We start from the raw sequence: 11939 nt of genomic DNA on the forward strand, positions 1-11939 counted from the left end.
TAATCAAGGTTGCTCCTGAACGATGCTTTGGAGGATATTTATATGTCTTATCAAAAAGTATCAACTGCTGAAAATGTAGTCGTTGGTCATAAACGCACATTGGAAGCAATCAAAAATGGTACAGTTAAAGAAGTTGTCATCGCAGAGGATGCTGACATGCGGTTAACCCATGCTATCATTCGTATTGCAATGCAATATAACGTGCCCATAACAAAAGTTGAATCAGTTCGTAAGCTTGGTAAAGCTTCGGGGATTCAAGTGGGAGCTTCAGCAATAGGAATAATAAGTTAAAACTGTTTTTGTGAGGAGAGAGCATTTGCTCTTCCTTGCAAAAACTTTGTTTTCAACTAATAATGAACCACCTGGATATGTGGTCATACAAACATGCGAAGGGAGGATAATCAAATGCCTACTATTAACCAATTAGTGAGAAATGGTCGTACTGATAAAGTATGGAAATCTAAATCACCTGCGTTAAACAAAGGTTTTAACTCTTTAAAGAAAAAATCAACTGATATCTCTGCACCTCAAAAACGTGGTGTATGTACTCGTGTTGGTACAATGACTCCAAAGAAACCTAACTCAGCGTTACGTAAATACGCTCGTGTACGTTTAACAAACGGTATCGAGGTTACAGCTTACATCCCAGGTATCGGTCATAACCTACAAGAGCATAGCGTAGTATTAATTCGCGGTGGTCGTGTAAAGGATTTACCGGGGGTACGTTACCACATCGTTCGTGGTGCGCTTGACACAGCTGGTGTTGACAAACGTATGCAAGGACGTTCTAAATATGGTACTAAGAGACCAAAACCTGCTAAAAAATAATAACTTTAAAATGAAAGGAGGAACTCAATATGCCTCGTAAAGGACCTGTTGCGAAACGTGACGTGTTACCAGATCCAATGTACAATTCGAAGCTAGTAACACGCCTTATCAACAAAATGATGGTTGACGGTAAAAAAGGTAAATCTCAAACAATTCTTTATAATGCGTTCGATATCGTAAACGAACGTACTGGTAAAGAGCCAATGGAAGTATTCGAGCAAGCTCTTAAGAACATCATGCCTGTTCTTGAAGTACGCGCTCGTCGTGTTGGTGGTGCTAACTACCAAGTTCCAGTTGAGGTTCGTCCAGAACGCCGTACAACTTTAGGTCTTCGTTGGTTAGTAAACTACGCTCGTCTTCGTGGTGAAAAAACTATGGAAGAGCGTCTTGCTAACGAAATCTTAGATGCAGCTAACAACGCTGGTGCATCTGTTAAGAAACGTGAAGACACTCATAAAATGGCAGAAGCTAACAAAGCATTTGCTCATTACCGTTGGTAGGATTCAACGTAAAATAAATGTAAGCATAAACCGCTTTATTTGTCGCTTATGGAAGTGTGGAGAGGGAGAATGCCTCTCCCTTTCATCGGGCGCTCGTTTTACATAATGAGAGTACTGGACATACTGACATGTGTAACAATATAAAGTGGCTTTTTTGCTACTTAAAATAAAAAAATCCAATCCATATATGGAAGGAGCAAGACACCAAATGGCAAGAGAGTTCTCTTTAGAAAACACTCGTAATATTGGTATCATGGCTCACATCGATGCTGGTAAAACAACAGCAACTGAGCGTATTCTGTACTACACAGGACGTATTCATAAAATCGGTGAAACTCACGAAGGTGCATCTCAGATGGACTGGATGGAGCAAGAGCAAGAGCGTGGTATCACAATTACTTCTGCTGCAACTACAGCACAATGGAAAGGTCATCGTGTAAACATCATTGATACTCCAGGACACGTAGATTTCACAGTAGAAGTAGAACGTTCTTTACGCGTACTTGATGGCGCTGTAGCAGTACTTGATGCGCAATCTGGTGTAGAACCACAAACAGAAACTGTTTGGCGTCAGGCTACTACTTACGGCGTACCTCGTATCGTATTCGTTAACAAAATGGATAAGATCGGTGCAGATTTCTTATACTCTGTAGGAACAATCCACGATCGTTTACAAGCAAACGCACATCCAATTCAGTTACCAATCGGTGCTGAAGATGAGTTCAATGGTATCATTGACCTTGTTGAAGAGTGTGCTTACATGTACGGTAACGATTTAGGAACAGACATTCAACGTGTTGAAATTCCTGAAGAGCACAAAGAATTAGCTGAAGAATACCGTGGAAAACTTATTGAAGCGGTAGCTGAGCTTGATGAAGAAATGATGATGAAGTACCTAGAAGGTGAAGAAATCACTGTAGAAGAGCTTAAAGCTGGTATCCGTAAGGCTACAACTTCTGTAGAATTCTTCCCAGTAATCTGTGGTTCTGCATTCAAAAACAAAGGTGTTCAAATTCTGTTAGACGCAGTTATCGACTACCTTCCATCTCCACTAGATGTACCTGCTATTAAAGGTACTCTACCGGATACAGATGAAGAAGTAGAACGTAAGTCTAGCGATGAAGAACCATTCGCAGCTTTAGCATTCAAAATCATGACTGACCCTTATGTTGGTAAGTTAACGTTCTTCCGTGTGTACTCTGGTGTGTTAAACTCTGGATCATACGTGAAAAACTCAACTAAAGGTAAGCGTGAGCGTGTAGGTCGTATCCTACAAATGCACGCTAACAGCCGTGAAGAGATTTCAACAGTTTACGCTGGTGATATCGCTGCTGCTGTAGGTTTAAAAGATACTACTACTGGTGATACTCTTTGTGACGAGAAGAGCCTTGTTATCCTTGAGTCTATGGAATTCCCAGAGCCAGTTATCTCTGTAGCTATCGAACCAAAATCTAAAGCTGACCAAGATAAAATGGGTACAGCATTATCTAAGCTTTCTGAAGAAGATCCAACATTCCGTGCTCACACTGACCAAGAAACTGGCCAAACTATCATCGCTGGTATGGGTGAACTTCACCTTGATATCATCGTTGACCGTATGCGCCGTGAATTCAAAGTGGAAGCAAACGTTGGTGCTCCTCAGGTAGCATACCGTGAGACTTTCCGCGCTGCTGCGAAAGTTGAAGGTAAGTTCGCTCGTCAATCTGGTGGTCGTGGACAATTCGGTCACGTTTGGATTGAGTTTGAACCTAACGAAGAAGGTAAAGGATTCGAATTCGAAAACAAGATCGTCGGTGGTGTAGTTCCTCGTGAATACATCCCAGCTGTTGGAGCAGGTCTTGAAGATGCACTTAAAAATGGTGTACTAGCTGGTTATCCACTAGTTGACATTAAAGCTGCATTAGTTGACGGATCTTACCATGATGTCGATTCATCTGAGATGGCGTTCAAAATCGCTGCATCTATGGCACTTAAAGCTGCGGTTTCTAAATGTAGCCCAGTAATTCTTGAGCCAATGATGAAAGTTGAAGTTGTAATTCCTGAAGAGTACATGGGTGACATTATGGGTGACGTAACATCTCGTCGTGGACGTGTAGAAGGTATGGAAGCTCGCGGTAACGCACAAGTTGTTCGCGCTATGGTTCCACTTTCTGAAATGTTCGGTTATGCAACGTCATTACGTTCTAACACTCAAGGACGCGGAACATTCTCTATGGTGTTTGACCACTATGAAGAAGTACCAAAGTCTGTTTCTGAAGAAATTATCAAAAAAAATAAAGGTGAATAATTGATTTTTATCGATTGTTCAAGTATAACTACTTATGTAAGCTTAGAAAGTGGGACGTAAGTTTCACTTTCTAGTCTAAATATAAAATAACCTATATAAACTAAGGAGGAATTTAGAATGGCTAAAGCTAAATTCGAACGTTCTAAACCCCATGTTAACATCGGTACAATCGGCCACGTTGACCATGGTAAAACTACATTAACTGCTGCGATCACTACAGTTCTTGCAAAAGCTGGTGGTGCTGAAGCACGCGGATACGATCAAATCGATGCTGCTCCAGAAGAAAGAGAGCGCGGTATCACAATCTCAACTGCACACGTTGAGTACGAAACTGAAACTCGTCACTATGCACACGTTGACTGCCCAGGTCACGCTGACTATGTTAAAAACATGATCACTGGTGCTGCTCAAATGGACGGCGGTATCTTAGTAGTATCTGCTGCTGATGGCCCAATGCCTCAAACACGTGAGCACATCCTTCTTTCTCGTCAAGTAGGTGTTCCTTACATCGTTGTATTCTTAAACAAATGCGACATGGTAGATGACGAAGAATTATTAGAATTAGTAGAAATGGAAGTTCGCGACCTATTATCTGAATACGGATTCCCAGGCGACGACATTCCTGTAATCAAAGGTTCTGCTCTTAAAGCTCTTCAAGGAGAAGCTGATTGGGAAGCAAAAATCATTGAATTAATGGCTGAAGTTGATGCTTACATCCCAACTCCAGAACGTGAAACTGACAAACCATTCTTAATGCCTGTAGAGGACGTATTCTCTATCACAGGTCGTGGTACAGTTGCTACTGGTCGTGTTGAGCGCGGTATCGTTAAAGTTGGTGACGTAGTAGAAATCATCGGTCTTGCTGAAGAAAATGCTTCTACAACTGTAACTGGTGTAGAGATGTTCCGTAAACTTCTTGACCAAGCTCAAGCTGGAGACAACATCGGTGCTTTACTTCGTGGGGTTGCTCGTGAAGACATCCAACGTGGACAAGTACTTGCAAAAAGCGGTTCTGTAAAAGCTCACGCTAAATTCAAAGCTGAAGTTTTCGTATTATCTAAAGAAGAAGGTGGACGTCACACTCCATTCTTCGCTAACTACCGTCCTCAGTTCTACTTCCGTACAACTGACGTAACTGGTATCATCCAATTACCAGAAGGTACTGAAATGGTAATGCCTGGTGACAACATCGAAATGACTATCGAACTTATCGCTCCAATCGCTATCGAAGAGGGAACTAAATTCTCTATTCGTGAAGGTGGACGTACAGTAGGTTACGGTGTAGTTGCTACTATCGTTGAGTAATCTTAACTGATATAAAAAAACCTAAGGGATTTTCCCTTAGGTTTTTTGTTTGCGTTTATATAAGGAAGAAGAGGGTGTTTTTTGTTTTGACGAGTTTCTTCTATAGTATTATAAAAACGACAAAAGATAATCCAGAAACTGTAAAATGAATTCTGTTAGATGAAAACTTGAAATTCTTTAAAGTGCCATGTATAATAGCAAAAGTAGAGAAAAGCAGATGCAAACAAAAAGATGCTTGCATCTAGACGAATAACATTGTATAATAGACAATGTTGGTCTTTGACTGCGATGAAGTGGAAGGTTGCTGACACACCCGGCCGCTTTGCCATGGCATGGTGTGGGGAAATTTCCATGGAGAAGGTCTATTTTAGAAATAGGCGAACGAAGGAGGGAAAATAATGGCAAAAGAAAAAATTCGTATCCGTTTAAAAGCTTACGATCACCGTATTCTTGATCAGTCAGCTGAGAAAATTGTAGAAACAGCTAAGCGTTCTGGGGCAACAGTTTCTGGTCCGATCCCATTACCAACTGAAAAAACTGTTTACACAATTCTTCGTGCTGTTCATAAGTACAAAGATTCTCGTGAGCAATTCGAAATGCGCACGCACAAACGTCTAATCGACATCGTGAGTCCTACTCCACAAACAGTAGATTCATTAATGCGTTTAGACTTACCATCTGGTGTAGATATCGAAATCAAACTATAATTTATATAACTTAAAAATGTAGGAGGTGTAACTCATGACCAAAGGAATCTTAGGAAGAAAGATCGGTATGACTCAAGTATTTGCTGAGAACGGTGAGTTAATCCCAGTAACAGTTATCGCTGCTAATCCAAACGTTGTTCTTCAAAAGAAAACAACTGAAACTGATGGCTACAATGCAATCCAGTTAGGATTTGAAGATAAACGTGAAAAGTTAACTAACAAACCTGAACAAGGCCACACTGCTAAAGCATCTACAACTCCTAAGCGCTTCATTCGCGAAATCCGCGATGCAGACGTGGACGGATTAGAGGTTGGTCAAGAGGTAAAAGTTGACGTATTCGCTACAGGTGAAATCGTTGATGTAACAGGAATTTCTAAAGGTAAAGGTTTCCAAGGTGTTATCAAACGCCACGGACAATCTCGCGGACCTATGTCTCATGGTTCTCGCTATCACCGTCGTCCAGGTTCAATGGGCCCAGTTGCTCCGAACCGTGTATTCAAAGGCAAAAAACTTGCTGGACGTATGGGTGGAGACCAAGTTACTATCCAAAACTTAGAAATCGTTCAAGTTGACACTGAGCGCAACTTATTACTAGTAAAAGGTAACGTTCCAGGTGCTAAGAAATCTCTTGTAGTTGTTCAAGGCGCTGTGAAGGTTAGCAAATAATTCACAATAGGAAGGAGGAATTCCAATGCCAAAAGTTACTGTATATAACCAAACTGGTTCACAGGTTGGTGAAATCGAATTAGCTGAAGCTATTTTCGGTATCGAACCAAATGAAGCTGTACTTTTCGAAGCTGTAATGATGCAACGTGCATCTTTACGTCAAGGTACACACAAAGTAAAAACTCGCTCTGAAGTTCGCGGTGGTGGTCGTAAACCATGGCGTCAAAAAGGAACTGGACGTGCTCGTCAAGGGTCTATCCGCTCTCCTCAATGGCGTGGTGGTGGTACGGTATTCGGACCTACACCAAGAAGCTATGCGTACAAACTTCCTAAGAAAGTTCGTCGTTTAGCAATCAAATCTGCATTAGCTACTAAAGTAGTTGAGAACAACATTGTAGTTCTTGAAGACCTAGTGTTAAATGCACCAAAAACAAAAGACATGCTAGCAGTACTTAAAGGATTAACTGTTGAGAAGAAAGCTCTTATCGTAACTGCTGATGCAAACGAATCTGTAGAGTTATCTGCTCGCAATATCCCTGGAGTAACAGTAATCACTGCTGATGGCGTAAACGTTTTAGACGTGCTTCATCATGATAAGCTAATCATGACAAAAGCGGCAGTGGAAAAAGTAGAGGAGGTGCTTGCATAATGAGAGATCCTCGTGATATCATTAAGCGCCCAGTTATCACTGAACGTTCTATGGAAATGATGGCTGAAAAAAAATACACGTTCGATGTGGACGTTAAATCTAATAAAACAGAAGTTAAAGATGCTCTTGAAGCGATCTTTGGTGTTAAAGTAGAAAAAGTGAACATCATGAACTACAAGCCGAAAGCAAAACGCGTTGGTCGTCACGCTGGTTTTACTAGCCGTCGTCGTAAAGCAATCGTTAAGCTAACTGCTGACAGCAAAGAAATCGAAATCTTCCAAGGCGTTTAATTCTTACTAAAGAAGGAGGGAAATTGAGATGGGAATCAAAAAGTATAATCCAACTACTAACGGTCGTCGTAATATGACTACGAATGATTTCGCTGAAATCACGACTGATAGACCCGAAAAGTCATTACTTGCTCCTTTAAGCAAGAAGGCTGGTCGTAATAACCAAGGTAAAATCACTGTACGTCATCAAGGTGGCGGACATAAGCGTCAATACCGTATCATCGACTTTAAGCGTAACAAAGATGGAATTCCAGGACGCGTTGCTACGATCGAATACGATCCAAACCGCTCTGCGAATATCGCATTAATTAACTACGTTGACGGTGAAAAACGTTACATTCTTGCTCCTAAATCTTTAGAAGTAGGTATGGAAGTTATGTCTGGCCCAGAAGCTGACATTAAAATCGGTAACGCATTACCATTAATCAACATTCCAGTAGGTACTGTTGTTCATAACATCGAGCTTAAGCCTGGTCGTGGCGGACAATTAGTTCGTTCTGCTGGTACATCTGCTCAAGTACTTGGTAAAGAAGGTAAATACGTACTTGTACGTTTAACTTCTGGTGAAGTACGTCTTGTATTATCTGCTTGTCGCGCTTCAATCGGTCAAGTAGGTAACGAACAACACGAACTTATCAAAATCGGTAAAGCAGGTCGCTCTCGCTGGTTAGGTAAACGCCCAACAGTTCGTGGTTCTGTAATGAACCCTGTTGATCACCCACACGGTGGTGGTGAAGGACGTTCTCCAATCGGACGTAAGTCTCCAATGTCTCCATGGGGTAAACCAACTCTTGGATTCAAGACTCGTAAGAAAAACAAAGCGTCTGACAAATTTATCGTTCGTCGTCGTAAAAAATAATGGGATTGTAGTACGGTTCATTTCTAGAACCGTACGCCAATCACGAAGGGAGGCACCAAAATGGCTCGTAGCTTAAAAAAAGGACCATTTGTCGATGATCACTTAATGAGCAAAATGGAAAAATTAGTTGCATCTGAGCAAAAACAAGTTGTTAAAACTTGGTCTCGCCGTTCAACAATCTTCCCTCAGTTCATCGGACACACAATCGCTGTATATGATGGTCGTAAACACGTACCTGTGTACATCACTGAGGATATGGTTGGCCATAAGTTAGGTGAATTCGCACCAACTCGTACGTACAAAGGTCACCTTGCTGACGATAAGAAAACTAGAAGATAATGAGAGGAGGCACTTCAATGCAAGCTAAAGCAGTAGCGAGAACAGTTCGTATTGCTCCTCGTAAAGTTCGTTTAGTAGTAGACTTAATCCGAGGTAAGCAAGTGGGTGAAGCGATTGCTATCCTTAACCACACACCAAAAACTGCTTCTCCAGTTGTAGAAAAAGTTTTAAAATCTGCAATCGCAAATGCAGAGCACAATTATGAGATGGACATTAACAACCTAGTTGTAGAAAAAGTTTTCGTTGACGAAGGTCCAACGTTAAAACGTTTCCGTCCACGTGCAATGGGTCGTGCAAGCCAAATTAACAAACGCACAAGCCACATCACAGTTGTGGTATCAGAAAAGAAGGAGGGATAATCGATGGGTCAAAAGGTTAATCCAATTGGTCTTCGTGTCGGCGTTATCCGTGACTGGGAATCTCGTTGGTTCGCTGAGAAAGATTACGCTACATTATTACATGAAGACATCAAAATCCGTGAGTACATTAATGTACGCTTAAAAGATTCTGCTGTTGCTAAAGTAGAAATCGAACGTGCAGCAAATCGTGTAAATGTTACAATTCACACTGCAAAACCTGGTATGGTAATTGGTAAAGGTGGTACTGAAGTTGAAGCACTTCGTAAAGCTCTTAACCAATTAACAGGCAAGCGTGTACACATCAACATTTTAGAAGTTAAGAGAGCTGATCTTAACGCTAAATTAGTAGGCGAAAACATCGCTCGTCAATTAGAAAACCGTGTATCATTCCGTCGTGCACAAAAGCAAGTTATTCAACGTGCTATGCGTGCAGGTGCTAAAGGTATTAAAACACAGGTTTCTGGTCGTCTTGGCGGAGCTGATATCGCTCGTGCAGAATCTTACAGTGAAGGAACTGTTCCACTTCATACACTTCGCGCTGATATTGACTATGCAGCAGTTGAAGCTGATACAACATACGGTAAATTAGGCGTAAAAGTATGGATCTACCGTGGAGAAGTCCTTCCTACAAAAAAGAAAGCTTCTGAGGAAGGAGGAAAATAATATGTTAATGCCAAAACGCGTAAAATATCGTAGAGAGCATCGTGGTAAAATGCGTGGTCGTGCTAAAGGTGGAACTGAAATTGCTTTCGGTGAATTCGGTTTACAAGCACAAGCTGCTTCATGGATTACAAACCGTCAAATCGAAGCTGCTCGTCGTGCAATGACTCGTTACATGAAACGTGGCGGTAAAGTATGGATTAAAATTTTCCCTTCTAAACCTTACACTGCAAAACCTCTAGAAGTACGTATGGGTTCCGGTAAAGGGGCACCAGAAGGCTGGGTAGCAGTAGTAAAACCTGGGAAAATTATGTTCGAAATCGCGGGTGTATCTGAAGAGGTAGCACGCGAAGCATTACGTCTTGCAGCTCACAAGTTACCTGTGAAATGTAAATTCGTAAAACGTGAAGAAAATGGTGGTGAATCTAATGAAAACTAATGATATTCGTGAATTAACCACTGCCGAAATCGAAACAAAAGTTAAAGCTTTAAAGGAAGAGTTGTTTAATCTTCGCTTCCAACTTGCTACAGGACAATTAGAGAATCCAACTCGCATTCGTGAAGTGCGTAAAGCAATTGCTCGTATGAAAACTGTAGTTCGTGAAAGAGAGATCGGAATTAATCGATAAATTGAGGGGAGGTTTGCATAGTGAGCGAACGTAACCAACGCAAAGTTTATACTGGTCGTGTAGTGTCTGACAAAATGGACAAAACGATTACAGTTTTAGTTGAAACTTACAAAACTCATTCCTTGTACGGAAAACGTGTTAAGTATTCTAAGAAGTACAAAGCCCATGATGAGCAAAACCAAGCGAAACTTGGCGATATCGTTAAAATCATGGAAACTCGCCCGCTTTCTGCTACTAAGCGTTTCCGTTTAGTTGAAATCGTTGAAGAAGCGGTTATTATCTAAATAGACGAATCGGAATTTTTAGTCCGAAGGGAGGTTTCATAACATGATCCAACAAGAATCTCGTTTGAAAGTTGCTGACAACTCTGGTGCACGTGAACTTTTAACAATTAAAGTATTAGGCGGCTCTGGTCGTAAATATGCTAACATTGGTGACATTATCGTTGCTACGGTAAAACAAGCAACACCAGGTGGCGTTGTTAAAAAAGGTGACGTTGTTAAAGCAGTAGTAGTACGTACGAAGAGCGGAGCTCGTCGTCCGGACGGTTCTTACATCAAATTTGATGAAAACGCAGCGGTTATCATTAAAGACGATAAGAGCCCACGTGGTACTCGTATCTTCGGACCAGTAGCTCGTGAATTACGTGATAGCAACTTCATGAAGATCGTTTCTTTAGCTCCAGAAGTTCTATAATTTAAGGTATTGCCTTGCTAAGGAGGTGCAGAATTAAGATGCATGTAAAAAAAGGTGATAAAGTACAGGTAATCACTGGTAAAGACAAAGGAAAACAAGGCGTTATCCTTGTGGCTTTCCCAAAGCAAAACCGTGTTATCGTTGAGGGTGTCAATATCGTTAAGAAGCACTCTAAGCCATCTCAATTAAATCCACAAGGTGGAATTATTACTAAAGAAGCACCTATTCACGTTTCTAACGTTATGATTTTAGATCCGAAAACAGGTGAACCTACTCGCGTAGGCTTCAAAGTAGAAGATGGTAAAAAAGTTCGTATTGCAAAAAAATCTGGTGAATTATTAGATAAATAATTTTCTTAAGAAAGGAGGTCACTTCATTGAATCGCCTTAAAGAGAAGTTCCAAAAGGAAATTACTCCTGCTCTAGTGAGCAAGTTTAACTATAAATCTGTAATGCAGGTACCAAAAATCGAAAAGATCGTAATCAACACTGGTGTTGGTGACGCGGTATCTAACTCAAAAGCGTTAGACAACGCAGTAGAAGAATTAACACAAATCACAGGTCAAAAACCTGTTGTAACTCGTGCTAAAAAATCAATCGCTGGTTTCCGTCTTCGTGAAGGTATGCCAATCGGTGCGAAAGTAACTTTACGCGGCGAGCAAATGTATGAGTTCTTCGACAAATTAGTATCAGTTTCTTTACCACGTGTACGTGATTTCCGTGGTGTTTCTAAGAAATCATTCGATGGTCGTGGAAACTATACATTAGGTGTTAAAGAGCAACTTATTTTCCCTGAGATTGATTATGATAAAGTAAGCAAAGTCCGCGGTATGGACATCGTAATCGTTACTACAGCGAAAACTGATGAAGAAGCTCGTGAACTTTTAACACAATTCGGTATGCCATTCCAAAAATAATGGAAGCCAACGCTAAGTAGAGGAGGCGAAAACGTGGCTAAAAAATCTATGATAGCGAAACAAAAGCGTACTCCTAAGTTTAAAGTACAAGAGTATACACGTTGCGAACGCTGCGGTCGTCCGCATTCTGTATACCGCAAATTTAAACTTTGCCGTATTTGTTTCCGTGAACTTGCATATAAAGGTCAAATTCCTGGTGTTAAAAAAGCTAGTTGGTAAAACCCACAAATGGGAAGGAGGTAAAACAC

20 protein-coding genes are annotated in these 11939 nt (G+C 41.0%); all 20 read left to right on the plus strand.

The features are described 5' to 3' along the window. The first annotated feature begins 42 nt into the window (after positions 1-42). A complete protein-coding gene (locus C3Y97_RS00645; RefSeq protein WP_000121836.1) occupies positions 43-291 on the plus strand; it encodes a 50S ribosomal protein L7ae-like protein in 249 nt (82 codons plus the stop codon). A 114-nt stretch (positions 292-405) separates the two neighbouring features. Further along, positions 406-828 (plus strand): 30S ribosomal protein S12, encoded by a 423-nt coding sequence (gene rpsL, locus C3Y97_RS00650; protein ID WP_001142341.1) that lies wholly within the window; start codon positions 406-408, stop codon positions 826-828. A gap of 29 nt (positions 829-857) precedes the next feature. After that, positions 858-1328, plus strand: coding sequence for a 30S ribosomal protein S7 (gene rpsG, locus C3Y97_RS00655; RefSeq protein ID WP_001137491.1), 471 nt, complete (start codon positions 858-860; stop codon positions 1326-1328). 208 nt (positions 1329-1536) lie between these two features. Beyond that, positions 1537-3615: an elongation factor G gene (fusA, locus tag C3Y97_RS00660; protein ID WP_000090370.1), complete on the plus strand. Its 2079-nt coding sequence runs from the start codon at positions 1537-1539 to the stop codon at positions 3613-3615. Between the two features lie 117 nt (positions 3616-3732). Beyond that, entirely contained in the window at positions 3733-4920 is a 1188-nt protein-coding gene (gene tuf, locus C3Y97_RS00665; RefSeq protein ID WP_001029614.1) for an elongation factor Tu, read from the plus strand. Positions 4921-5318: 398 nt separating this feature from the next. Then, entirely contained in the window at positions 5319-5627 is a 309-nt protein-coding gene (gene rpsJ / locus C3Y97_RS00675; RefSeq protein WP_001040596.1) for a 30S ribosomal protein S10, read from the plus strand. A gap of 34 nt (positions 5628-5661) precedes the next feature. Next, positions 5662-6294, plus strand: coding sequence for a 50S ribosomal protein L3 (rplC, locus tag C3Y97_RS00680; RefSeq protein WP_000160207.1), 633 nt, complete (start codon positions 5662-5664; stop codon positions 6292-6294). A 25-nt stretch (positions 6295-6319) separates the two neighbouring features. Continuing rightward, complete coding sequence (gene rplD / locus C3Y97_RS00685) at positions 6320-6943, plus strand: 50S ribosomal protein L4 (protein ID WP_001127258.1); 624 nt, start codon at positions 6320-6322, stop codon at positions 6941-6943. Further along, a complete protein-coding gene (rplW, locus tag C3Y97_RS00690) occupies positions 6943-7233 on the plus strand; it encodes a 50S ribosomal protein L23 (protein ID WP_001205558.1) in 291 nt (96 codons plus the stop codon). The genes rplD and rplW overlap by 1 nt, the downstream gene beginning before the upstream one ends. Before the next feature lie 28 nt (positions 7234-7261). After that, positions 7262-8092 carry a 50S ribosomal protein L2 gene (gene rplB / locus C3Y97_RS00695; RefSeq protein ID WP_000511583.1) on the plus strand — a complete coding sequence of 277 codons (831 nt, stop codon included), beginning with the start codon at positions 7262-7264 and terminating at the stop codon, positions 8090-8092. Positions 8093-8152: 60 nt separating this feature from the next. Next, positions 8153-8431 (plus strand): 30S ribosomal protein S19, encoded by a 279-nt coding sequence (gene rpsS, locus C3Y97_RS00700; RefSeq protein ID WP_000124454.1) that lies wholly within the window; start codon positions 8153-8155, stop codon positions 8429-8431. 17 nt (positions 8432-8448) lie between these two features. Further along, the gene (gene rplV / locus C3Y97_RS00705) at positions 8449-8790 is read left to right on the plus strand and encodes a 50S ribosomal protein L22 (protein ID WP_001148024.1); all 342 of its coding nucleotides are present in this window, start codon (positions 8449-8451) and stop codon (positions 8788-8790) included. A 3-nt stretch (positions 8791-8793) separates the two neighbouring features. Continuing rightward, positions 8794-9453 (plus strand): 30S ribosomal protein S3, encoded by a 660-nt coding sequence (gene rpsC, locus C3Y97_RS00710; RefSeq protein ID WP_000529956.1) that lies wholly within the window; start codon positions 8794-8796, stop codon positions 9451-9453. Position 9454: 1 nt separating this feature from the next. Beyond that, positions 9455-9889 carry a 50S ribosomal protein L16 gene (gene rplP / locus C3Y97_RS00715; protein WP_000928969.1) on the plus strand — a complete coding sequence of 145 codons (435 nt, stop codon included), beginning with the start codon at positions 9455-9457 and terminating at the stop codon, positions 9887-9889. After that, on the plus strand, positions 9879-10079 hold the full coding sequence (gene rpmC / locus C3Y97_RS00720) for a 50S ribosomal protein L29 (RefSeq protein WP_000855718.1): 201 nt from the start codon (positions 9879-9881) through the stop codon (positions 10077-10079). Before rplP ends, rpmC begins: the two co-directional genes overlap by 11 nt. Positions 10080-10099: 20 nt before the next feature. Next, the gene (rpsQ, locus tag C3Y97_RS00725) at positions 10100-10363 is read left to right on the plus strand and encodes a 30S ribosomal protein S17 (protein WP_000004106.1); all 264 of its coding nucleotides are present in this window, start codon (positions 10100-10102) and stop codon (positions 10361-10363) included. A 43-nt stretch (positions 10364-10406) separates the two neighbouring features. Next, positions 10407-10775 (plus strand): 50S ribosomal protein L14, encoded by a 369-nt coding sequence (gene rplN / locus C3Y97_RS00730; protein WP_000615912.1) that lies wholly within the window; start codon positions 10407-10409, stop codon positions 10773-10775. Positions 10776-10813: 38 nt separating this feature from the next. Next, complete coding sequence (gene rplX, locus C3Y97_RS00735; RefSeq protein ID WP_000558200.1) at positions 10814-11125, plus strand: 50S ribosomal protein L24; 312 nt, start codon at positions 10814-10816, stop codon at positions 11123-11125. 26 nt (positions 11126-11151) lie between these two features. Next, a complete protein-coding gene (gene rplE / locus C3Y97_RS00740; RefSeq protein WP_001080831.1) occupies positions 11152-11691 on the plus strand; it encodes a 50S ribosomal protein L5 in 540 nt (179 codons plus the stop codon). Positions 11692-11724: 33 nt separating this feature from the next. Next, entirely contained in the window at positions 11725-11910 is a 186-nt protein-coding gene (rpsN, locus tag C3Y97_RS00745; protein WP_001085700.1) for a 30S ribosomal protein S14, read from the plus strand. The last annotated feature ends 29 nt before the right edge of the window (positions 11911-11939 follow it).

The sequence above is a fragment of the Bacillus sp. DU-106 genome, assembly GCF_004799705.1.
Lineage (GTDB): Bacteria > Bacillota > Bacilli > Bacillales > Bacillaceae_G > Bacillus_A > Bacillus_A cereus.